Source organism: Neobacillus sp. FW104-15D2, assembly GCF_058790155.1.
The window spans coordinates 75,381-99,644 of the sequence record NZ_JBYTCJ010000022.1; the positions used below are offsets into that span (position 1 = coordinate 75,381).

Annotated in this window: 21 protein-coding genes; 17 read left to right on the top strand and 4 right to left on the bottom strand. The window is 39.1% G+C overall.

Annotated features, from left to right (window positions below; all coding sequences use genetic code 11):
* The first annotated feature begins 70 nt into the window (after positions 1-70).
* The 6 genes from hppD to AC3WR0_RS17310 all read left to right on the top strand — a co-directional run bounded on the left by hppD (position 71) and on the right by AC3WR0_RS17310 (position 6,046).
* Entirely contained in the window at positions 71-1,186 is a 1,116-nt protein-coding gene (gene hppD, locus AC3WR0_RS17285; protein ID WP_492553470.1) for a 4-hydroxyphenylpyruvate dioxygenase, read from the top strand.
* Between the two features lie 336 nt (positions 1,187-1,522).
* Positions 1,523-2,635, top strand: coding sequence for a histidinol-phosphate transaminase (gene hisC / locus AC3WR0_RS17290; RefSeq protein WP_492553471.1), 1,113 nt, complete (start codon positions 1,523-1,525; stop codon positions 2,633-2,635).
* On the top strand, positions 2,625-3,245 hold the full coding sequence (locus tag AC3WR0_RS17295; RefSeq protein ID WP_492553472.1) for a flavin reductase family protein: 621 nt from the start codon (positions 2,625-2,627) through the stop codon (positions 3,243-3,245). Before hisC ends, AC3WR0_RS17295 begins: the two co-directional genes overlap by 11 nt.
* A 5-nt stretch (positions 3,246-3,250) precedes the next feature.
* A complete protein-coding gene (locus tag AC3WR0_RS17300) occupies positions 3,251-4,168 on the top strand; it encodes a fumarylacetoacetate hydrolase family protein (protein ID WP_492553473.1) in 918 nt (305 codons plus the stop codon).
* A 14-nt stretch (positions 4,169-4,182) separates the two neighbouring features.
* Entirely contained in the window at positions 4,183-5,343 is a 1,161-nt protein-coding gene (locus tag AC3WR0_RS17305; protein WP_492553474.1) for a homogentisate 1,2-dioxygenase, read from the top strand.
* A gap of 76 nt (positions 5,344-5,419) precedes the next feature.
* A complete protein-coding gene (locus tag AC3WR0_RS17310; RefSeq protein ID WP_492553475.1) occupies positions 5,420-6,046 on the top strand; it encodes a CPBP family intramembrane glutamic endopeptidase in 627 nt (208 codons plus the stop codon).
* 41 nt (positions 6,047-6,087) lie between these two features.
* On the opposite strand, the gene AC3WR0_RS17315 is transcribed toward AC3WR0_RS17310, so the two are convergent.
* Entirely contained in the window at positions 6,088-6,951 is an 864-nt protein-coding gene (locus AC3WR0_RS17315; RefSeq protein ID WP_492553476.1) for a DegV family protein, read from the bottom strand.
* A 224-nt stretch (positions 6,952-7,175) separates the two neighbouring features.
* Here AC3WR0_RS17315 and AC3WR0_RS17320 point away from each other — a divergent pair, with 224 nt between their 5' ends.
* From AC3WR0_RS17320 to AC3WR0_RS17340, 5 genes are all read left to right on the top strand, one after another.
* Positions 7,176-8,417 carry an MDR family MFS transporter gene (locus AC3WR0_RS17320; RefSeq protein WP_492553477.1) on the top strand — a complete coding sequence of 414 codons (1,242 nt, stop codon included), beginning with the start codon at positions 7,176-7,178 and terminating at the stop codon, positions 8,415-8,417.
* A gap of 35 nt (positions 8,418-8,452) precedes the next feature.
* The gene (locus tag AC3WR0_RS17325; RefSeq protein WP_492553478.1) at positions 8,453-9,532 is read left to right on the top strand and encodes an NAD(P)H-dependent flavin oxidoreductase; all 1,080 of its coding nucleotides are present in this window, start codon (positions 8,453-8,455) and stop codon (positions 9,530-9,532) included.
* Positions 9,533-9,741: 209 nt separating this feature from the next.
* On the top strand, positions 9,742-10,392 hold the full coding sequence (locus AC3WR0_RS17330; RefSeq protein ID WP_492553479.1) for a phosphatase PAP2 family protein: 651 nt from the start codon (positions 9,742-9,744) through the stop codon (positions 10,390-10,392).
* A 102-nt stretch (positions 10,393-10,494) separates the two neighbouring features.
* Positions 10,495-11,694 (top strand): MFS transporter, encoded by a 1,200-nt coding sequence (locus tag AC3WR0_RS17335; protein WP_492553480.1) that lies wholly within the window; start codon positions 10,495-10,497, stop codon positions 11,692-11,694.
* A 149-nt stretch (positions 11,695-11,843) separates the two neighbouring features.
* The gene (locus tag AC3WR0_RS17340; protein ID WP_492553481.1) at positions 11,844-12,383 is read left to right on the top strand and encodes a hypothetical protein; all 540 of its coding nucleotides are present in this window, start codon (positions 11,844-11,846) and stop codon (positions 12,381-12,383) included.
* 19 nt (positions 12,384-12,402) lie between these two features.
* Here the strand turns inward: AC3WR0_RS17340 and AC3WR0_RS17345 are convergent, their stop codons facing one another.
* The gene (locus tag AC3WR0_RS17345; RefSeq protein WP_492553482.1) at positions 12,403-12,741 is read right to left on the bottom strand and encodes a hypothetical protein; all 339 of its coding nucleotides are present in this window, start codon (positions 12,739-12,741) and stop codon (positions 12,403-12,405) included.
* Between the two features lie 197 nt (positions 12,742-12,938).
* Here AC3WR0_RS17345 and AC3WR0_RS17350 point away from each other — a divergent pair, with 197 nt between their 5' ends.
* A complete protein-coding gene (locus tag AC3WR0_RS17350; protein WP_492553483.1) occupies positions 12,939-14,162 on the top strand; it encodes an argininosuccinate synthase in 1,224 nt (407 codons plus the stop codon).
* A gap of 10 nt (positions 14,163-14,172) precedes the next feature.
* Positions 14,173-15,561 (top strand): argininosuccinate lyase, encoded by a 1,389-nt coding sequence (argH, locus tag AC3WR0_RS17355; RefSeq protein WP_492553484.1) that lies wholly within the window; start codon positions 14,173-14,175, stop codon positions 15,559-15,561.
* A gap of 74 nt (positions 15,562-15,635) precedes the next feature.
* On the opposite strand, the gene AC3WR0_RS17360 is transcribed toward argH, so the two are convergent.
* Positions 15,636-16,805, bottom strand: coding sequence for an MFS transporter (locus AC3WR0_RS17360; protein ID WP_492553485.1), 1,170 nt, complete (start codon positions 16,803-16,805; stop codon positions 15,636-15,638).
* Between the two features lie 210 nt (positions 16,806-17,015).
* On the opposite strand from AC3WR0_RS17360, the gene AC3WR0_RS17365 reads away from it, so the two are divergent.
* A complete protein-coding gene (locus AC3WR0_RS17365) occupies positions 17,016-17,870 on the top strand; it encodes an arginase family protein (RefSeq protein ID WP_492553486.1) in 855 nt (284 codons plus the stop codon).
* 215 nt (positions 17,871-18,085) lie between these two features.
* Here the strand turns inward: AC3WR0_RS17365 and AC3WR0_RS17370 are convergent, their stop codons facing one another.
* Complete coding sequence (locus AC3WR0_RS17370) at positions 18,086-19,639, bottom strand: ABC-F family ATP-binding cassette domain-containing protein (protein ID WP_027319552.1); 1,554 nt, start codon at positions 19,637-19,639, stop codon at positions 18,086-18,088.
* Positions 19,640-20,113: 474 nt separating this feature from the next.
* On the opposite strand from AC3WR0_RS17370, the gene AC3WR0_RS17375 reads away from it, so the two are divergent.
* From AC3WR0_RS17375 to AC3WR0_RS17385, 3 genes are all read left to right on the top strand, one after another.
* On the top strand, positions 20,114-20,545 hold the full coding sequence (locus AC3WR0_RS17375; RefSeq protein ID WP_492553487.1) for a GNAT family N-acetyltransferase: 432 nt from the start codon (positions 20,114-20,116) through the stop codon (positions 20,543-20,545).
* 101 nt (positions 20,546-20,646) lie between these two features.
* A complete protein-coding gene (locus AC3WR0_RS17380) occupies positions 20,647-21,840 on the top strand; it encodes an MFS transporter (protein WP_492553488.1) in 1,194 nt (397 codons plus the stop codon).
* Between the two features lie 463 nt (positions 21,841-22,303).
* Entirely contained in the window at positions 22,304-24,016 is a 1,713-nt protein-coding gene (locus tag AC3WR0_RS17385) for a methyl-accepting chemotaxis protein (RefSeq protein ID WP_492553489.1), read from the top strand.
* The last annotated feature ends 248 nt before the right edge of the window (positions 24,017-24,264 follow it).

Below are 24,264 nucleotides of genomic sequence, written 5' to 3' on the forward strand. Positions count from 1 at the left end.
ACTCTTGAAAAGATCAATTGATTTTTAATACTATTAATTCAGAAAATTAAAATACTTGGGAGGGCTACATATGAAAGAACAAATTTTAAAAACAGAAACTTTAACGGAGGACTTTTTTCCAGTAAAAGATGTCGATTACCTTGAGATCTACACAGGAAATGCTAAACAAGCATGCCACTTTTTTGCTACAGCATACGGTTTTACACCTGTGGCGTATTCTGGCTTAGAAACAGGGAACCGCGAAACAGTTTCCTATGTGCTTCAGCAAAAGAAAATCAGGCTGGTAATAACAGGTTCTCTAACAGAAAAAAGCAGAATTGCATCCTTTGTAAAGACACATGGTGATGGAGTAAAGGATGTGGCACTCCTTGTTGATGATGTAGAAAAGGCATTTCATGAAGCAGTAGAGCGCGGTGCGATCGCTATTGCAGCCCCTTTTGAGCTCAGTGATGCTAATGGATCCGTTAAAAAGGCTGTCCTAGGCACATATGGTGATACCATTCATACTCTTGTGGAAAGAAAAAATTACAGCGGTGTCTTTATGCCTGGCTTTGAACCATATACCTTTAGCCTTCCGGTTAAAGATGCAGGTTTAATCGGTATTGATCACGTAGTTGGCAATGTAGAAAGCATGGATGAGTGGGTAGAGTACTATTCAAAGGTGATGGGTTTTAAGGAAATGAAGCACTTCACCGATGATGATATTAGTACAGAATACTCCGCGCTTATGTCGAAAGTAATGCATAACGGAGGAAGAATAAAGTTCCCGATTAACGAGCCGGCAGAAGGTAAACGTAAATCTCAAATTCAGGAATATCTTGAGTTTTACAATGGAGCTGGAGTACAGCACCTTGCCATCCTGACAGAGGATATCCTCTCCACAGTAGCAACATTGAAAAACAACGGGGTTGAGTTTTTGTCCACTCCAGATTCTTATTATGAGGCACTTGGTGAGCGAGTAGGAAAAATCGACGAGGATATCGCAAAGCTGCGAGAGTTAAGCATTTTGGTAGACCGGGATGATGAAGGATATCTCCTGCAAATCTTTACAAAACCAATTGTTGACCGTCCTACACTATTTATTGAAATTATTCAGCGTAAAGGCGCCCGTGGATTTGGAGAAGGAAACTTTAAAGCTTTGTTTGAGTCAATTGAGCGTGAACAAGAAAAACGTGGGAATCTATAGAGCAGATTCGTTCATAGATTAAAAAAGGGAGAATATATTCTCCCTTTTTTAACTAATCAGAATATACATCCCAAAATTTTGAACGCACGACGGACAGGATAAGGAAGGCTTCGTCAGCATTATCATCGCACGAAGGAAAAGCACCTGCTTTTCCGAGGAAGTCCTAGTCAGGCGAAAGCACAGGACAAGGAAAGCTACGTCAGCTTTGCCTCGCACGAAGAAAAAGCATAGCTTTTTCGAGGATGTGCCGATTTGAGCGTGATAAGTAAAACTAAGGCTGCCAAAAGGACTTTGAGAATGCCAAGTTTTTCTAATAGAAGGGGGTGGCAAGCTAGGATGCTAGTTAAGCCGAGAAATGAATTAAAGCGTATGGTTCCATACCAGACGGGAGAAACGCTAGAAGAGCTTTGTAAAAGATATGGCGTTCAAGAGATGATTAAAATGTCTGACAATGAAAATCCATATGGTTTTTCGCCGGTTGTAAAGGAAGTTATTTTAAAAGAAACGGAAAAGATGCATTTTTACCCTGATGGCAGCTGCACCAATCTTGCTGTAAAGCTCGCTACCTTCCATCAGCTGCCGGAGGATCATTTTATTATTGGAAATGGATCGGATGAAATCATTCGTATTTTGACTAGAGCTTTTATCAATAAAAATGACGAAGCTGTCATGGCAGCAGCTACATTTCCAAGGTATCAAACAAATGTCGTTATCGAAGGCGGTATTCCTGTTACCGTACCTCTGAGGGATGGAATACATGATTTGGATGCCATGAAAGCAAAGATTAAGCCACAAACAAAAATGGTTTTTATCTGTAACCCTAATAATCCAACTGGAACAATTACAGGAAAAATAGAACTCCTTAATTTTATTAATTCTGTCCCAGAAAATATTTTAATAGTGATTGATGAAGCTTACGCCGAGTACGTAACATCGATTGATTACCTCGAAGCGATTCCTTTGGTGGAACAGTTTCCAAACCTTGTAGTCTTAAGGACTTTTTCAAAAATATATGGACTTGCAGGACTGCGGGTGGGCTATGGAGTGATGCACCCGGAAACTGCAAAGGAATTAAAAAAGGCTAAGGATGTATTCAATATAAATGTTTTTGCACAGGCTGCTGCTTCAGCAGCACTGATGGACCAGAAGTTTGTTCAAAGGTCCTCTGAAGATAATTCTAGGGAAAGAGAATATGTAAGTAACGGATTGAGAAAAGCTGGATTTAATTCGCTTCCTTCAGAAACCAATTTCCTATTTGTCCCCTTAAATGACCAGGCCCCAGCTATATTTGAATCTCTTTTAAAGGCAGGTCTTGTGGTAAAACCAATGCCGATCCCTGGGATTGCAAACGGTATGAGGGTCACATTGGGTCAAAGAGAGATAAATAATAGATTTCTGCAAGTACTTAATACCTATTCAAGGAAAGGGGTTATGTACCATGGAAATTAACCCACAAAGCTTGGAATGGCGTGATGCCTATAAACTTCTTGTTGGCTCGATTTTGCCCAGGCCAATTGCATTTGTATCGACAGCCAGTAAGGACGGAATTGCAAATGCTGCACCTTTCAGTTTTTTTACTGCCATATGTGCGGATCCCATGCTGATTTGCTTTTCACCAATGAGAAGAGGGACGGATGGTGCAAAGAAAGATACTCTCATAAATATTGAAGAAACAGAAGAGTTTGTCATCAATATTGTCAGCCAGGACTTGGCTGTACAAATGAATGACTGTGCACCGGAATACCCTGCCGAGGTAGATGAAATAGAAGCAGCGGGATTAACGAAGGAAAAAAGTGTTGCTGTTTTCCCGCCTCGAATAAAAGAATCTCTCGTCCATCTTGAATGCAGACTGGAACAGGTTCTCCACTTTGGAGATCGGCCTGGAGCAGGAAGCATTGTTATAGGAAAAGTTCTTCATGTCCATATAAATGATGAGTTGTACGACAACGGAAGAATTGACAGCCAGAAGCTAAAGCCGGTCGGCAGGATGGCAGGGAATACATATACAAACCCGCTTGCAGACCTATTTGAATTAATTCGTAAAACAGAAACAAGGTGATAACAATGAAATGGATCAGTTTTTTAAAAGAAGATGGAAAACAGAGGTGCGGTATTCTTTCAGAGGACGGCTTTGTCATCGATATTCATGAAGCTACATGTAGTGAACTTCCTGATAATTTACTGGATTTTCTTGAAGGATTGTCCTTGTACGAAGACAAAGTAAAGGACCTGACTTCCTTAAAATTATCTGATAAGGGGACTTATCCCATTGAAAGTATTAAGCTGCTGGCTCCGCTGCCAAAACCCAAAAGCTTTCGTGATTTCTATGCATTTGAACAGCATGTTAAAACAGCAAGGGAGAATCGGGGACTGGAAATGGTTCCTGAATGGTATGAAATTCCCGTTTTTTATTTTTCAAACCATATGGCCATTACAGGGCCGGAAGAAAGTATTAATAAACCCGCTGAGTGTGAATGGCTGGACTATGAGCTTGAAGTTGCGGCTGTAATAGGAAAAGAGGGTCGTGATATCCCGGCAGAAGAAGCAGAAAATTATATTTTTGGATTTATGATTTTGAACGACTGGAGTGCCAGGGACCTTCAAAGAAAAGAAATGAAGGTGGGCCTTGGTCCTGCAAAAGGTAAAGATTTTGCCACTTCAACCGGACCTTGGATTTTAACAAAAGAAGAATTAGAGGATGACAGAAAAGGCAAGGGCTACAATCTTCAAATGAAGGCATTTGTAAATGGAAAATTATTATCTCAGGGAAATATGGGAGAGTTATATTATTCGTTTGGAGAAATGATTGAAAGGGCTTCTGCAGGGGTTACTCTTTATCCTGGGGAAATCATAGGATCAGGGACAGTAGGAACAGGGTGCATACTTGAGTTAGGAGCTGATGCACACCGGTGGCTGCAGCCAGGGGATGAAGTAGAGTTACAAATTGAAAAACTTGGAGTTTTGAAAAATACAATAGAATAAATAGGGGTGAAAAAATGTTCTATCGCCAAATGGGCCAAATTCCAAAAAAACGGCATACAATCTTTCGTAAGGAGGATGGCTCGTTATACAGAGAACAAGTTATGGGTACCCGAGGATTCTCTGGTTCGCAATCCATTCTTTACCACCATTACCTGCCAACTAAAGTGGTAAGGGCAGAATTAGTTAATAGCTATCTGCCCGAATACGAAGAGCAGGCAGCTCTTAAACACCGCCATTTTATTACTGATAATATTTCGATAACAGGTAATGCACTAGATGCCAGGGAGTATTTACTTGGAAATCAGGATTTACTGATTGGAACCATTAACGTAAGTGAGCCAATGGAGAGCTTTTACCGAAACGGCGATGGAGATGAGATGCTCTTTATTCATAAAGGGTCTGGAAAGGTAGAGTCAATGTTCGGTACTATTTCCTACAGGCCAGGAGATTATATAATTATTCCAATCGGTACCATATACAGGGTGATTCCAGAAGGAAATGAAACGACCAAAATTCTGTTTATTGAATCCTTCAGCCAGATCACCACACCAAAAAGGTACAGGAATGAGTATGGACAGCTACTTGAACACAGTCCTTTTTGCGAGCGGGACATCCGAGGGCCAGAGAAGCTAGAAACCTTTGATCAAAAAGGCGAGTTCGAGGTGCTGACCAAATCCAGGGGATGTATCAACTCTCATATCCTTGGCCACCATCCTCTCGACGTAGTTGGCTGGGATGGTTATCTTTATCCATGGACTTTTAATATTGAAGATTTTGAGCCTATAACAGGGCGAATCCACCAGCCGCCGCCTGTTCATCAAACATTTGAGGGGAATAATTTTGTTGTTTGCTCGTTCGTCCCGCGCCTTTACGACTATCATCCGGAGGCTATTCCGGCACCGTACAATCACAGTAATGTCAATAGTGATGAACTGCTTTATTACGTTGAAGGCAATTTTATGAGCCGTAAAGGAATTCAGGTAGGAAGCATTACGCTTCATCCATCCGGCATTCCGCATGGACCGCATCCTGGAAAAACGGAAGGAAGTATTGGCAAAAAAGAAACATTAGAGCTAGCTGTCATGATCGATACTTTCCATCCTTTAAAAATAGTAAAAAATGCAGGTAACATAGAAGATCCCAACTATATGTATTCCTGGTCAGAAAGAAAATAAAGGAATTACCCATCCTGCACTAAGCGGGGTGGGTTTCATTTTTAAAAAAAGAATGAAGGATGAAGGAGGTATTTCAATGAAACGATCGGAAATATATGCACTTATCATTTACTTTATGAGTCTCTTTGGAGTAAAAGCCTTTCTTGATTATATTGATATTGATATAAAAACAAGAGCAATTATAAATCTAGGGATTTTCCCTATTATTTTAATACTATTAATTTTTATGCTAAGAAGAGATCTGGGAAAGCCTGGATTTAAAGGGAGATCGATTTCTTTTGGAAAAGCTATTCTTTGGATAATCGGAGGTTTTATTGCTGTAATAGCTGCCCAAAAGTTTGCTGTGCTATTAAAAGAGAGTTTTTTGGGAATAGAACCAGAGGGAGCAGCTTCAGATAGCTTAATAAAGGCTATTCCTTTGTTAATTGTATCTTCAGCCTTTTTTGCGCCAATGGTAGAGGAGATTATATTTAGGAGGATCATAGCCAGATTCCTGATCCTCAGGATAAATCCATTTATAGGAATACTCTTGTCTGCGGTTATTTTTTCAGCCATTCATTTATCATGGCAAGCTTTTTTAAATTTATTTTTTGTTGGCATTATTTTAAGTTATGCCTTTTACAAAACAAACAGATTACTCGTTCCCATTGGGATACATATTCTATTAAATTTGTTGATTGATATTATTGAATTATTATCATAATAAATAAAGGTTGTCCCAAAACTGAACAACCTCTTTGTACTTTATACTTTTATCGATTCCTTATGAAACTGGATAGCAAGAGTTCCTTCACCGGAATGAACGGCAATGGTGGAACTGATTTCTCCTATTACTGTACTAACTGAAGGGAAAGCTGCTTTAATTTTCTGTTCTAATTCTTTAGCTTTTTGTGGAACATTTCCATGCATGATTTGAACCTCGGAAATATGAAACTTTTCCATGTTTTCACCGAGAAGTTCAATTAATCTGTTCACGGATTTCTTCTCTGTACGGACCTTTTCATAAAGCTCAAATTCACCATTTCGATTCATCCGGATAATAGGTCTTATTTGAAGAATATTTCCTAAGAGGTATTGAGTACCTGACATTCGTCCGCCTTTATAAAATTGCTCAAGGCTTCCCAGGAGTATATAGTTTTCAAGATTCTCTGTTTCTTCCTGTAGTTTAGCTGAAATTTCTTCTAGAGAGAGACCTTCTTTTTCCCATTCAATACCCATCTTCAATAACGAGGTTATAGCATAACCCATTGATTTGGAATCAATCGTTTCAAGCGTAAATTCAGCCATTTCCGCCCCTGACTTGCAGCTGTAAAGGGTACCGCTAAGCTGGCTTGAAATATGGATGGCAATTGCACCTTCATATTCTTCCTTCAGCTTTTCAAATAAGCTTAAGAATTTGCCCGAAGAAGGTTGTGAGGTTTTCGGGATGTCTTTTTCTTTCTTTATTCGCGAATAAAGTTCTTCTGTGTCTAAATCGATACCATCCTGAAATGCTTCAGTTCCAAAAATGATATCAAGCGGAACAACATAAACATCGGTATTGTCTATTAAATCCTTTGTCATATATACGGTACTGTCCGTAATCCAGGCCATTTTCTTTTTGGTCATATATGGATATTCCTTTTCGTTTATTAGTTAGAGTATTATTTTTTTCCGTTTATGTTAGAGGATATTCTCTATTCAAAGATTCAACTTATTATATCTTATTTTTCCGAGAATATGGGGTTTTTCTTTATATGAATGATAAGGAACTTATTTGCCGAATACCCAAAAACCGGGTAAAATAAGCCAGATAATTCTATTATTTTTAAACTAACTCAGGAGTACAACAAATGAAAATATTAAAAAATCTGCATCCCGTAATATTGAATATTATTATTGGGACAATGTTTGGCCGGATGGCCACTTCTATGAGCATCCCTTTTTTGGCCATTTATTTAACGAAAGTAATGCATATTTCCTCGTCTAAAACAGGTATGATTATTGCTATAAGTGCCTTAATTGGCATTTGCACCAGTTTTTTTGGAGGATATTTATCAGACCGGTTTGGCAGAAAAATAGTTTTGTATATAAGCATTTTTATATGGTCAATGGTTTTTGTTGGCTTCGGGATAGTTCAGACCGTGGCAGGGTTCTTTATTATTAACGCAATGAATGGATTTTGCCGCTCTGTTTTCGAACCAACCTCCAGAGCTTTACTGGCCGATCTGACAGAACCAAAAAACCGTCTGGCGATTTTTAATTTACGCTATACCGCGATTAATCTAGGGGTAATATTTGGACCCCTTCTAGGTTATTTTTTGGGATCGTCTAAAACAACCTTTCCTTTTTTTATTGCGGCGGGGGTATACATCATCTATGGTCTTTCATTAGTATTAACCTTTCGAAATTCCAAATTGGAAATATCAGCTTCATCTTCCATACAAAAACCTGTAACTATGAAGGAAGCTGTCCAAATTGCACGGGCGGATTCCATCCTTTTGCTTTCTTTAATCGGACTGATTTTGGCTACACTGGGCTACTCACAGTTTGGTTCTACTCTTCCTCAATACTTGTCCAACTCAGATTCTATAAAAAACGGAGCCCAATTGTTTTCTTTGCTTTTGGCTTTAAATGCAGCTATCGTAATTTTTATTCAATATCCACTTTTGAAAATAGGAAAAAAAAATTCCCCTATTTTCAGTATCCTATTTGGCAATATTGTTAGCAGTGTCAGCCTTTTAGGTTTTGGGTTTGCTAAATCAATCCCTGTTTGGATTATTATGGTTTTCCTGTTTACCATTGGTGAAGTATTAATGTTTTCCATGACAGATGTCTTTATGGATGCGATTGCAAAACCAAATCTCCGTGGGACATATTTTGGAGCCATGGGCTTCACTCAGATTGGGCAGGTGGCTGGTCCGGCTCTCGGCGGTTTCCTTCTGGATCATTTCGGTTACAATCATCCGTTCATGGTGTTCAGTACAGTGGGCGCTCTTTCTATTTTGGGAGTGCCGATGCTGTTAATTGTTCATTGGAAACAAAACAAAAACAGGGTAACTGGTAAAGAAGCTGATATTGAATCCTTAACATAAATCGAATAAACGTTTCTATAAAAGGAGGAAGCATTATGTGGAAGACAAGAATTACGGAATTGCTCCAAATTAATTATCCAATCATTCAGGCACCAATGGCAGGAGGTCCAACTACTTCTGAACTGGCAGCTGCGGTTTCAAACGCCGGAGGGCTGGGAACGATAGGTGCCGGGTATATGACCCCTGAACAAATTCGCAAACAGATTCGAGAAATTAGGGATCTAACGGATAAACCCTTTGGAATTAACTTATTTGTTCCTTCCAGTTACAAAGCTAGCCAGGACGAGCTGGAAATAGGTATTAGGCATGCAAGAGAAATGGCCTCTATGCTTGGTAAAAGCTTTGATTATCCAGATTTCCCAGACTATGAAGGGGACTTCGATGTATTTAACGAACAATTACAGGTTGTAAAAGAGGAAGGAGTAGCGGTTTGTTCCTTCACTTTCGGATTGCCGAGTAAAGAAAGCATTCAAGATTTAAAGGAATTAGGAATCATTGTAATGGGGACTGCTACGACAGTGGATGAAGCCATTCTTAATGAAGAAGCAGGAATGGACGCTGTAACAATGCAGGGAAGTGAAGCTGGGGGACATAGAGGTACATTCACAATGGGAGTCCCGGAAAGCCTAATTGGCTCAATGGCACTTATTCCGCAAGCTTCCGATTCCGTTCGAATACCAGTTATTGCAGCAGGAGGAATTATGGATGGCAGGGGATTGCTTGCTGCCAGAATCCTTGGGGCAGAAGGAGTACAAATGGGCACTGCTTTTTTAACTACACAGGAAAGCGGCGCCCAGCAGGTTTATAAAGATAAGCTTCTTTCTTCAACAGAAACACAGAGCGTGTTAACCCGTTCTTTTTCAGGCAAATTAGCAAGAGGTATTGAAAATGAATTTATACGCAGGTCCAGGGATCTTGAAAATTCACTGCCGCCATATCCAATACAGAACACTCTAACCAAAGGAATTCGTAAATTGGCCGGAGAACAAAAAAACCCCGAGTACCTTTCACTTTGGTCGGGACAAAGTGTGCGGCTCGCACGGAACTTAACGGCAAGTGTGCTAATGGGGAGAATTATAAAGGAAGCAGAAAAAGCGGCCAACTTAATTAAATAAACTTTTTAAGCAGGGGATATGCACATCTCCTGCTTCTTTTAATAAATAAGTATATGGGCTAGTGGTGGGTAAGTGATCACTTTTAGGTTCGTAATATATTGGTAAAATAAACCAAAGAAGGGGTATTTATGATACAATAAAAGATGATTCGACAAATATCCTGGTGGGTATATAGGTATTAAATCATATAGAAAAAGGGAGGATACAAAATGAAAAAATATCTGTTAAAAGCTCCCTATTTGCTTTTATTATCTGTTTGGCCTGTGATGGGGTTAATCTATCAGGTGTTGAATGAACATCCACAAAAACCGGCCGATATTTCTACTTCTTTGGATCATAATATTCCATTCATTCCTGTTTTCATTATTCCATATATAATCTGGTATGCCTATATGTTCGTGTACCTTGTCTACTTTTGCTTTAAAGATACCAGAGTATTTATTAAAACCTTAATAATGATAGTTTTAGCCGAACTAGTTTGTTTTACAATCTACTTCTTTTTTCAAACTACTGTACCAAGGCCTAATCCCCAGGGCAATACCCTGATGATTCAATTGGTAAAAATGATTTATGCTAACGACCAGCCTTATAACTGTTTTCCGAGTATTCATGTGCTAACAACCTTTTCTATTATGCTAGGATCATTGAATCTTCAGAATAAGCATCTATTAAATAATATTTCTATTCATTTAATCGGATCTCTGATCATTATTTCAACTCTCTTTGTAAAACAACATGTAATACTCGATATGATTGGCTCCATGTTCCTGATTACATTTATTTATGGTATAGTATTCGAGATTTCCAATCTTTGGGTTTCTCAGAAGTCTGAAGCCATCTATGTAAAGAATAAGGGGTAAAACTTGGGTATATTGGATACATTATATTAAAATGAAAAGAAGGGCAGAGAGCATAAAAGCTTTCTGCCCGAACTATTATTGCAGCGGATAGGGGGCCATGGAATGGAATCTACTCAGACAAAAAAGGTTATCGGAATGAGTTCAGTCATTTTTTGGGTAGGTATGGTAAGCCTTCTAACAGACCTTTCTAGTGAAATGATTGTTCCCATTCTTCCTTTATTTTTAGCCGGAACCTTACATACCCAGGTAGGAACAATAGGTATAATTGAAGGTATCGCTGAGAGTACAGCAAGCATACTTAAGCTGTTTTCGGGCTGGCTTTCTGACCAAATGGGAAAAAGAAAGCCATTAATGATTGCAGGATACGGTTTTTCAAATCTTGTAAAGCCCTTATTCGGACTAGCTTCCTCAGGCTGGCATGTACTGCTGATAAGATTTGGAGACCGGTTTGGCAAAGGGATAAGAGGCGCACCAAGGGATGCTTTAATTGCTGATTCAACGTCCAAGGAAGAGCGGGGGAAGGCATTTGGCTTTCACCGTTCAATGGATACACTGGGCGCAGCGATTGGACCGCTTGCTGCATATTTGATTCTATCTTTTTATGAAGGTAATTATCGGATGGTTTTTTGGGCTTCAGCAATTCCCGGTATTTTGGCTGTCCTTGTCCTAATTTTTTTTCTGAAGGAGAAACAGCCAAAAGAACAAAAGATTCACAGAGGATTGCCGAAAATAAGTTTTAAGGGGATGAGCCGCGAGTTCATTGGATTTACCCTTATTTCCGCCTTGTTTGCTTTGGGAAATTCATCTGATGCTTTCCTTATTTTACAGGCTAAAAATGTCGGAATGAAGGAAGCCTATATCCCGCTCGCCTATTTGGTGTTTAACATAACTTATGTCCTGTTTTCTCTGCCCGCTGGGATTCTCTCAGACCGGATAGGAAGGAAACCTATTCTTATATCCGGTTATATCATTTTTGCACTTATTTATTTAGGTTTTGGAATGGTCCATGGCAGCACTGGGATTTGGATTTTGTTTATCTTTTATGGTTTATATTACGCTGCAACTGAAGGAATACAAAAAGCTTATATTGCCGATATTGTGCCTTCAGGTAAAAGGGGAACTGCATTAGGAACATTCAATGCGATAACTGGAATAGCTGCTCTTCCCGCCAGCATAATCGCCGGATATCTTTGGCAAGCTTACGGACCTTTAGCTGCATTTGGAGCCAGTACTGTCTGTGCTGTCCTTGCTGCCATCCTCTTATTTATTTTTAGGAAAGAAACGGCAGACTTACAGGAATAAAGGATTAAACTCGGCTTGCCGAGGTTTTTTTTTTTTTGTAAAATTTTAGGATAGTCCAAGTGTTTTTCGCTAGAGTAAATTTTTTTAATAGTGAAAAAAATGCAAATGAAATGTATAATAAAGGAAGTACCGAAAAAGGAGTTAGATACATGAAGTTTTTTAAAAGGTATGGGATCATCACATTTTTATCAGCAATAATGCTTGCGGCTGCGGTTTGGGGAGGATATAAGGTTATATCTTATTTGAAAAATCATGAAATCGTGGGTCCACAGGCTAGTGAAAAAACAGGGGAAGCAGATTCTTCAAAAAAAGTAGTAAATAAGCCAGTGGACAAGTCATTAATGGTTTTCAGCAATTCTCCCGATAAAGACAGCCATGAATTTATAGGCAGTATGCATGAATTTTATAATGATACTCTTTGTTACGGAAAACTTGAAACTGCCGATTATATTGAACAAAAGGATAAAGCAAACGAAATTCTTGAAGATTTAAAAGGAATCACCATCAAAGATGAAAAACTTGCAAAAGATATGGAAGAAATACGTACAAACGCTAAAAAAGTCGCCAATTCAGATAACCGTGGTGCCATGAAAAAACTTCACCGCTTGTTTCATGACCTGGATATTTATTTTAACGGCTATAGCTATCATGAGGTTTTTGGAATTACGGCGTTTAGAGGAAAGGAGTAAAAAAAGGAAAAGGGCGCTCCTAGCGCCCTTTTATGCTGTTATAATCCTTATATTTTAAGCTATCTGTTTTTGAGGTAGGAGTGGATTTTAAAATATTTCCATCCTTATCTTTATAAACTTCATATTCCCTGTACGTCTCCACAATATATCCGCCTTTTTCCTTACGGCTCTCCAGCTTTTCCTCCAATACCGGCACTTGAGAAGGTTCTCGATTATTCTTCATTACGCTTATTACCGGCTCTGTTTTAGTATAAAGAAATGGTTTATTTAAAAAGGAATAAGGAGAATCCAAATAGGCATAAACGCATAACATGAGAAAAAGACCGAAAAGGGATAGTTTGGCTGAACTTGACTTCAATTTGATCGCCACCTTATACAAAGTTTTCTGTTTAACATTGTATGCATGTCCCCAAAAGATATGTCTAAGGAAGCTTAGAGAAATAGGCGTAAAAAATTTTGAAAATAAAAACTTTTATCAAATATAATGCATTTTGTATAAAAATACGATAGAATACATATTAATTCATATTTTATAAAAAGGATGTGGCTTTTTTTATGAGCAAAGGTAAAGTAGTATTGGCATACTCCGGAGGATTGGATACTTCCGTAGCGATAAAATGGATACAGGAAAAATACAATTATGAAGTAATTGCACTTGGACTTGATGTAGGTGAAGGCAAGGACCTGGCTGCCATTAAGCAAAAAGCATTGGATGTGGGGGCAATCAAAGCCATTATGATTGATGGAAAAGAACTTCTAGCGAAGGAATATATTCTGCCTGCATTAAAGGCAAACGCGATGTATGAAGGAAAATATCCTCTTTCCTCCGCGCTTTCCCGACCACTAATTTCAAAGCTGCTTGTTGAAGCAGCAGAAGCTGAAGGGGCTGTAGCTGTTGCCCATGGCTGCACGGGGAAGGGGAATGACCAGGTGCGTTTTGAAGTATCCATCCAAGCGTTAAATCCAAATATCGAAGTCATTGCACCGGTTCGTGAATGGGGCATGACAAGAGACGAAGAAATAGCTTATGCAGCAGAAAATAATATTCCTATACCAATAGATCTCGACAACCCATTTTCTATAGATGCTAACATTTGGGGGCGTGCATGTGAAGCTGGTGTACTGGAAGATCCGTGGGCAGAGGCTCCTGAAGCAGCATTTGACTGGACAATGCCAATTGAATCAACTCCCGATACTGCTGAATATATCGAAATTGATTTTGAACAGGGTGTACCAGTTTCCCTTAACGGTGTAAAGATGGAACTTGTCCCATTAATTGAAAAACTTAATGAGCTTGGTGGAAAACATGGTGTTGGCCGAATCGATCATATCGAAAATCGCCTGGTAGGCATTAAATCGCGTGAAGTATATGAAAATCCAGCAGCTCTTATTTTAATCAATGCCCATAAAGAATTGGAGTTTCTCACTTTACCAAGGGAAGTTTCTCAATTTAAAAGCTTAATAGACCAGCAAATGGCAAAAATTATCTATGAAGGACTCTGGTATTCGCCATTAAAAAATGCGCTTGATGCCTTTGTGGATGAAACGCAGAAAGTAGTAAGCGGAAAAATCCGAGTCAAACTTTTTAAAGGTAATCATACAGTAGTGGGCAGAACCTCCGCTAATTCACTTTATAACGAAGAACTAGCAACATATCTAAAGGGTGATATGTTCGATCATAATGCCGCGGTTGGCTTCATTAAACTATGGGGTCTGCCAACTAAGGTTTATGCAGAGGTGCATCAGGAAGAGAAAACAAATAAGAGTTTGAAGGTTTAGGAGGAATACAATGAGTAAGCTTTGGGGCGGCCGTTTTGAGAAGGAAACAAATAAATTAGTAGAAAAATATACGGCCTCAATCGAATTTGACCAGCGTCTGGCTTTAGAAGACATTGAAGGCAGTCTTGCACATGTACAAATGCTGGGAGAATGCAAGATTATCCCCTTGGGGGATGTTGAAAAAATAAAGAGCGGATTACTGATAATCAAAGAGAAAGTGATCTCGGGCAATGTTAGTTTTAGTGTTGAAAACGAAGATATCCATATGAATATCGAAAAAATGCTAATTGATGAAATTGGACCTGTGGGTGGAAAGCTTCATACAGGCCGAAGCCGAAATGATCAGGTTGCTACTGATATGCACTTGTATTTAAAAAGAAAAACACAGGAAATGATTGATCTCCTGCAGAATGTCCAGGAAGCAATCCTGCTTCAGGCAAAAAGCCACATTACTACAATCCTTCCTGGATATACTCATTTGCAGAGAGCACAGCCGATTTCTTTTGCTCATCATCTAATGGCTTATTTTTGGATGATGGAAAGGGATAAGGAGAGATTTACTGATAGTATAAAAAGAACCAATATACTGCCGCTTGGTGCAGGAGCGCTTGCTGGAACGACTTTTCCAATTGATCGTACGCGGACAGCCGAGCTCCTCGGGTTCGAAAAGATTTATCCTAATAGTCTCGATGCGGTAAGTGACCGCGACTTTATTGTTGAGTTTTTATCAGATGCTTCAATACTCATGATGCATATTTCGCGCTTGTCAGAAGAAATGATTATCTGGTCAAGCCAAGAGTTTCAATTTATTGAACTTGACGATTCTTTCTGCACTGGTTCGAGTATCATGCCACAAAAGAAAAATCCTGATGTGCCGGAATTGCTTAGGGCCAAAACCGGGCGCGTATATGGTAACTTGTTTGGTTTACTGACGGTTCTTAAGGGGCTTCCATTAGCCTACAACAAAGATATGCAGGAAGATAAGGAAGGCATGCTTGATACCATTGATACACTTGAAGGGGCATTGCAGTTATTGGCTCCTATGATCGAGACCATGAAGGTAAATAAACATCGGATGAATCGTGCAGTAACTGAGGATTATTCAAATGCGACTGACATTGCTGATTACCTTGTAAACAAAGGGTTACCTTTCAGAGAAGCCCATGAAGTGATCGGAAAACTTGTACTGTATGGGATACAGAATAAAAAGTATCTATTGGAGTTAACCCTTGAGGAATTTCAAGAATTCAATCCAATGTTTGAGGATGATGTCTTTACGGTTTTACTTCCTGACAACGTGGTTAATGCGAGGAAAAGTCAAGGAGGTACTGCTTTTTCCGAGGTTGAAAAGCAAATCCTTCTGGCAGAACAGGTTATCAAGAAATCTGTTCTCATATAGTTGCAAAAAGCGTGTGAGATTCTCACACGCTTTTTTTCATAAGTAACCTCACCATAGAGATGCGAGGGTTTGAGCTATGAAACAATTTGATGCTTTGTATCCTTTACCCTAAATACCTGATATAGAAGAAAGGCAATAGCAGAAAGAATTGCACCTGATATATATGGTAGCCCGGCCGCTAATGAAAACAGCCAACCTCCCAGCGGAGGTCCCACAATTCTTCCAAGGGAATCAAAGGAAGACAATAAACCAGTGGTGCTCCCATGCCCTCCAGTTGATCTTTTGGTTAGAAGGGAAGAAACACTTGGCCGAATTACACCATTTCCAATTCCAAAGATTGTTAAGAAGACAGCAGCAGTTGCAAAACTGTCTACAAGGAGAATGAGCAGAAAGCCAATAGCAGAAATAATGACGCCCCCCTGAATGACTGCACCTTCTCCATATTTCTTTGTCAGCCTGCCAACCAGACCGCCTTGGACGAATGCCCCGGCAAGTCCCATAATCATAAAAATATATCCAAGATGCGTTGTATCCATTCCTGCCTTTTTGGCTGCAAAATAAGCAAAAGTTGCTTCCAATCCAGACATGGAAAGAGAAATAAATAATTGCATGATGAATAAAATGGAAATTGTCCCTCTAAAGGATGTCCATAATGAGGCCTTATTTGCTGAGTTTTCTAGTCTGCTTTCTTTTGTTGATGATTCCTTCAATAAAAGAAATACAAGAACTAATGTGAGCAGAGCAGAAAAGCCAGAAATATAAAAAGGGAGACTCAGACTAGTCTTCGAAAAAACTCCGCCGATAGCTGGGCCGAATACAAAACCAAGGCCCACAGCGGCTCCGATTATTCCCATACCTTTTCCCCGATTTTCTTCTGAGGTTATATCCGCAACATAAGCCATTGTTGTCGGCATATTAGCGGAAGAAAGAAGACCTCCGATAATACGTGCAGCAAATAACATCCATAAATTATTGGCCATGCCCATCATAAAGAAAGAAAGGGACAATCCAGCAATCCCAATCATCATTACAGGTTTTCGGCCTATTCTGTCAGAGACCCGTCCCCACATAGGAGCAAAAATAAGCTGCATTAGCGAATATACAGCCATTAGAAGGCCGAGCTGTGTTGGACTGGCTCCTATTTTTTCTGCATAGAAGGGGAGAACGGGAATTATAATTCCAAACCCCACCATTACCATAAACATGACTAAAAACAAGATAGGCAATGCTTTTTTTGTTTCCAACCATTTCACCCCAATTCTACTTCATTTTCTAAATTTACCATAAACCATAACTATAGGGAAATTCTCTTATTGATAGCTTTAATCTAAAAAAGAAAGGAGTAACTTTTTGTAAAATTAGAAATATATTCTAAAAATTAAAGCTGTTTGCTATGATATTTTTATAACCTTATTTGATAAAACTGAAGTTTTTTAGGTGAAGGGGGAAGTGATTTGAAAATAAATATTTTTGGACTTCCGGTTAGTGCCGGGGCACTTTATAAAGGGACAGAGCAATCACCTGATGCACTCCGAAACGCAGGTCTTGTTGATAGATTAAGAGAGGCAGATCTTGATGTGCAGGACCATGGCAATATCACAACAGAGGCTGAGCGGCTTCCAAGGCATAATATCAGCCCTGTACGGAATTGGCCAGCTTCGAGATTGGTGTGGGAAGCAACGTTAAATACAGCTGATCAACTATTTAATGAAGAAGAGTTTACTATCATCCTTGGGGGAGACTGCAGCATTGAAGTCGGCACTTTTTCAGCATTTCGAAAAGTATTTGGAGAAGATGTTTATTTGTTGGTCCTTGACGGCCATGTAGATACACTAGCTCCATCAGGAAACCGGTGTGTAGGAGCTGCAGGAATGGGGCTATGGTTTTTAACTCAGGACAGAAAAGTGTGGTGGCAGGAGGAGCCCTTCCCAGCGGAAAGTATTACTGTCATCGGAAATCATACATCGGCAGACAAGGAATATGGAATCAAAATAATCCCTTTTGAAGAAACAAATATAGAAAGAGTAAAACAAAGTCTGAACAACATTCCTGATACCAGCAAAATCCTTGTTCACTTTGATGTGGATGTTCTTCACAAAAGTGTGATGCCGTCAGCCTATTCTCCTAGCGAAAAAGGTCTATATATGAATCAGGCTACAGGAATTCTTAAAACTATTTTAGCCGATCCTAGAGTCAAGGGACTCGAGGTAACAGAATTTTCGGCTGATAAGGATATCGACGGAAAAAGTTCAGAGGCAATTATTGAACTCCTCTCATTAATTTCTGAAAGAGAGAAAGTTGTACTATAAATGATTGTGTCGAATTAAAATACATAAACAAAAGGCTGTCTCCCTTAAGGCGACAGCCTTTTCTGTTATCGACAAGCTTCAACAAAAAATGCTAGCAGAAATGATGAGGACTGCTAACATTCAGTTATCAATCTGATAGCAGATTGATAGCAATTAGTTATCTTTAGAAATACATAAAAAACCCCTGCAGTGGCAGGGGTTAAGAGTAATCTTCCTTATACTGTTTGTTGAGACCATTCCTCAACATTCCAAACCTTAGTTACCCAATCTTCATAAAAGTCTGGTTCGTGGCAAACAAGCACTACAGTTCCTTTGTAGGCTTTCAGAGCCTTTTTCAATTCTGCCTTTGCTGATATATCTAAGTGGTTGGTTGGTTCGTCAAACAGAAGCCAGTTGCTTTCGTTCATTTGGAGCTTGCAAAGACGAACTTTAGCCTGTTCACCACCGCTTAGCTGGCTCATAGGGCGAGAAATATGTTCATTCTTTAAACCGCAGCGGGCAAGAGCTGCACGTACTTGATGCTGGTCCATGCCTGGGAAAGCATTCCATATCTCATCGATTGGCGTTATATTACCTGCTTTAACTTCCTGTTCAAAATAGGAAGGAAAGAGGAAATCGCCGCGCTCCACTGAACCAGACAACGCATCAATTTTACCAAGCATTGTTTTTAAGAGAGTAGATTTTCCAACACCGTTACACCCAGTAATGGCCACTTTTTCACCACGTTCGATTGTAAAATCCATTTTCGGAAGAAGTGCCTGATCATACCCAATCTCCAGGTTCTTTGCTTCAAATACATAACGGCTGCTTGAACGGGACTCTTTAAATTCAAAGGAAGGCTTTACAGCTGTTTCCGGCCGGTCGATTCGTTCAATTCGATCAAGCTGCTTCTGGCGGCTTTTCGCCCTGCCTGTAGTTGAATAGCGTGCTTTATTTTTGGCAATGAAATCTTCCTGCTTTTTAATAAATTCCTTCTGTTTTTCGTAAGCATTAATATGTTGGTTTTTATTGATTTCGGCCAGTTCAAGGAATTTTTCATAGCTTGCTGTATAACGTGTAAGCTTCGAAAATTCAAGATGGAAGATGGTATTCGACACCTGATTCATGAATTCTGTATCATGGGAAATCAGGATAAAGGCATAAGGATATTCTTTCAAATAAGATGCAAGCCAGCGGATATGCTCAACATCCAGATAGTTGGTCGGCTCATCGAGCAATAATACCTTAGGCTGTTCAAGCAGAAGTTTAGCAAGGAGAACTTTTGTACGCTGTCCCCCGCTTAGTGCTGAAACATCACGGTCAAGACCAATGGCATCCAAACCAAGTCCGCGTGCTGCTTCTTCGATTTTTATATCAAGGGAATAAAATCCGCCAGCATCCAGTGCATCCTGAATTTCTCCCATTTGCTCCAATAGGATCTCAAGTTCATCAGGAGTTGCATCGCCCATTTTTGCTGTAACTTCATTTAGTTCTTTTTCCTTTTCGAATAAGGGAAGGAAGGCATCACGCAGAACATCCCTCATTGTTTTACCAGAAGTAAGGACTGTATGCTGGTCTAAATAACCATAAATTGTACCAGGTGTCCATTCAACACGCCCACCATCATGGATCAGCTGGTTTGTGATAATGTTCATTAGTGTAGATTTCCCGACACCATTAGCTCCAACAAGTCCGGCATGATCTTCTGCTAAAAGGCGGAAAGAAACATCTTTAAATAAGGTACGGTCGCCAAATGTATGAGATAAGTTTTCTATTGTTAATAAGGCCATTTTATAGCTCCCCACTTTGTCCAATTAATTTTCCATTCCATCATCATACTAAATTTTTGTGAAATCTACCATAGCAATTAAAAGGAAATTAATTGGGATTATGTTTTTAGCTCTTTTTTAACCTTCTGTCCGGCGTTAAACAGCTTAATCTGTTCCCTTTGGTTCTTCTTTGCGGATATAGCCCGAACCCCGATGCTGCTTTCCATGGTTATACAAAAGACTTCGCCAGAGGGGTAACGCTGAATCCAGGGAGATTATAGGTTAGTGCTAAAATCTAATATGACAAATGGAGTGTTTTACTGTGCTTATCCCCAAAATCCCCATTTGAGCTTTACCTAGAAATTCATTTATTTTTTAATATCTCATAGGCTCTAATTCTATTGCAGCTTTCAAAACCTTTGGTAGTATATGTTTAAAGGAAATAAAGAATATACATATAGGAAAATAACTCATTTAATTGAAAGGGGTAAAGAATTGATACGACTTAAAAAAATTACAAAAGAGATCTGGGAAGAAGCTGCAAGCTTAAGAGTAGGGAAGGATCAGGAGAAAAATGTAGCCTCTAACCTTTACTCAATAGCAGAAATGCAGTTTTTGCCTGAGTTTGAAGCTATGGCTATTTATAGCGATGGTACAATGGTGGGTTTTGCCATGTATGGTATTGACGAGGATGATTATAACTATTGGATTTACCGTTTTATGATTGATCAAAGGCATCAGGGCAAAGGTTATGGCAAAGCAGCTTTAAAGGGAATTCTTCGCGATATAAAAAACAGGCCACTATCTAAAATTATTTTGATTGGTTATAAGCCGGAAAATACTCAGGCAGCAAGACTATACAGGTCAGTGGGATTTCGGGAAGAAGGCCCGGCACCATGGGGTGAAATACTAGCAAAATATGAATAAAGCATGTTAGCAGTCAAGTTTTTTGAGTTGACTGCTTTTTCTTTTTAGGCATATATTTATCTAGTTGTATTTTTTTATTCATTCAACTGGAGGTTGCATATTTGGAAAAACAAAAATTATGGACAAGAAATTATATTAATGTTTGTTTAAGCAGCTTTTTTCTATTTTTAGTTTTTTATTATTTACTCGTAAGTCTGCCGATATATGTTATACAGGATTTGCATGGAAGTGCCTCAAAAATAGGTTTAGTGGTCACCGTCTTCCTCATTTCTGCTATCATAATAAGACCGTTTACCGGACAGTGGATTGGTAAGGTAGGAGAAAAAGTAATTCTAATGGCTTCAGTCATTATTTTTACTGTTGCAACAGCCTTCTACTTTGTACCTCATACTTTGACAGGCCTGCTTATTTTACGTTTTTTTCATGGCATTGGATTTGGCATGGCTACCACCGCAGTTGGAACAATCGTAGCAGAAATTATTCCTGATTCCAGACGGGGAGAAGGCATGGGCTATTATGCCATGTCAATGAACCTGGCAATGGTAGCAGGACCTTTCCTTGGTTTAAATACGATTCAAAATTTGGGAGGTACTTGGACCTTTGTGATTGGTCTCCTTTTATCCTTCTTCGGGTTGTTAACCTCATGGCTGATCAAACTTGATGCAAAGGAAAAGACGGGGGCTGTTTTACGAAAAGCTGCTCCGCTACGATTCCAGGACCTATTTGAGAAATCAGCCGTAAAAATTTCGCTTGTAGGTGCTTTATTCGCTCTGGTTTATTCCTCCATTCTTTCATTTGTATCAGTATTTGCCAAAGAGCTTGGGCTGGTAGAAACGGCAAGCTTTTTCTTTGTGGTTTATGCTATTATTCTGCTGTTAAGCAGGCCTTTCACAGGTAAATGGTTTGACCTTTATGGTGCCAATATCATTATTTATCCATCTATTCTTTTGTTTGCTATTGGAATGCTTCTGCTTAGTAAAACAACTGGACCTTCCTTATTTTTAATTGCTGCTGGCTTTATTGGCCTTGGCTGGGGAACTGTCTTTCCAAGTCTCCAGACAATTGCCATCCAGGAATCTCCTCCTAACAGAAGAGGGCTTGCCACAGCAACTTTCTTATCCATTTTCGACCTGGGGATTGGAACAGGGTCTTATTTAACGGGTCTGGCAGCCGCGAAAATTGGTTTTAGTTCTCTTTATTTCTCTGGCATGTTTGTTGTAATTGCCGGTTTGATATTGTATTTTTTACTGCACGGGCGCAAAGAATCTCTTATTAAACGTCAGACCAGTCTTTAAACCACCAGCTTGGTGGTTTTTTTTTAGTTAATCAGAATTTATTTCCTTAAATTCTGAACGCATAAGTAAAACTAGGGCATCCGCCAAAGGGACTTGGCGAATGCCAAGTTTTTCTAATGGCTTTTTAGAATTCATTGTTGATTTGGTCCAAGGTTAGAAGTTTCTAGATTTTTGAAACTCCTAATTTCAAGGATGCTTACTTGTGCTATCACAGTTCCTTCGTACGGTGATTATTCACTAATGAAATTCCGATATCCTTGAGGAAAAGCGGGTCAAGGGAGACCCCGATTGCGGAAAGATACCACAAAGCCGAAATCAAAAGGCAAAATTAATGAAAAGAGCTTTTTATAGATAAAAAAATATATAAGTCCCCTTGATAATCTATTTACATTTAGGTTTAAAGATTTACAATATAAAGTAATAATTAAACCGTTTTCACAAACGGCAGGGGGATCACTTACATATGAGAAGATTATCAATTGGACAAAAGTATGCAACCGTTTTCGCAGGCACTATTATTCTTTTTCTCCTGGCATTCATTTATATTTCCTCCAATGTTAAAGGACTAATGAATCTTTCCCATGAAGTAGAAATAAAGGATACCAACGCTCTCGAACTTATGGAAATGTCATCCGCTTTTAAGCAAAAATACATAGCACTTACCGATTTCATTACCAACCCGGAAGAATTAGGAGATCAGGTATACAAGCTCCAGTCTAAGAAATTCCTGGCTTCCGCCGAGAAGGTAGCAAATCATTTTGAAACCCAAGATCAAACTAAACTTTACAAGGCTATTCTTGTCGCAAATAAACAGATGGATGATGTATTCTATAATACGGTACAGCCAGCTGTAAAAACTGCCCAGAGTAACGGACAGCAGGTCGACGTTATTCAACAGATTTCACTCCAAAATAAAGCCTCCTTATTACGAAATTATAATGTTGAAAAACTAAATAATTTAAAGGGTATGCTTTTAAAGGAAAGAACAACTCTAACGTCTAAAATGGAAGCCGACTCCTCTTCCACAGTTTATATCATGTTAATCACAGTAATTGTCGCTTGTTTGCTGTCTGCAGCATTATTATTTCTTGTCAGCAGAAGTATTAGCTCTAAATTGAAAAAAGCTGTTTATTTATGTAAGGAGATGGCAAAGGGAAATCTTCTTTCTGAGAGAATGGATTATAAAGGTAAAGATGAACTAGGAGAAATTGCTATGGCGATGAATGAACTGGCCGATAGTCTTCAAAACTCAATTAAACAAATAATGGACAGTTCAGTAATAGTCAGCGATTTATCTGATACATTAAAAGGACACGTCGAAGCATCTACATTTGCGAACGAACATATTACTCAATCGATACTGGAAGTTGCAGCAGGAGCCGAAAACCAGGCAACAAGCACTACGGAAACAAAAGAAGTGGTGCAAAATGTATCACAGGACTTATCCAATATATCATCCAGTATGCAGGATGCAGTAAAACTTGCTTCAGGAACGGAAGAAAAGGTTCAGCAGGGCACTCAGTATGTTGAAAATGTTACTGCTCAGATGCTTACCATAAATGATAAGGTTCTAAATCTATCTGCAGCAATCAGAACTCTAAATGAGAAATCACTTCAAATAAATGAAATTGCCGCCTTAATAACAGACATTTCGCAACAAACAAATCTTTTAGCCTTAAATGCTGCAATCGAAGCAGCAAGAGCAGGAGAACATGGAAAAGGGTTCGGTGTTGTCGCTGATGAGGTAAGAAAACTTGCTGAACAATCAGCTCGTGCAGCCGGGGATATACGAAACATACTTGAATATATAACAAAGGAAACAGCAAATGCTTCATTAGCTATGGATGATAGCGCTGAGGCAGTAAATAAAGGCGGAGAGATAGTCGAAAATGTAGGAATGATTTTTGACGAAATTCTTGATGCGACAGGAAATGTAAAACAACAAAGTGAAGCCGTTCAAATTGCAGTGGAACTGACAAACCAGCGGATGGAGTTACTTCTTGAGTCAGCAGAAGAGATTGCGTGCATTTCATCCAGTTCGGCTGAAAGCATCGAAAAGGTTGCGGCGACAACCGAGCAGCAAAATGCAGTAATGCAGGAGCTTCTTGCTTCCTCTGAAGAACTTGCTAAGATGTCTGGTACATTAAAAAGATCTTTTTCGAAGTTTTATATTTAATCTATCATCACAAACAGTCTGTCATTTACGAGGCTACTGAAAATCTTCCGATTTTATAGTCCTACTGAGAAAATACAATTGAAAAAAGCCGGGTTTATTCCATATTTTTGGAATTAACCCGGCTTTTTTCTTGTTTTCAGTTTACATTTTTACTCTACTTTTATTTCATCTGCTTCAGAATCCTTTTTAGATTGACTGTAAATATGGCCATGGCACCTTGTATTTCCATACCAATTAGACCCGAGGAT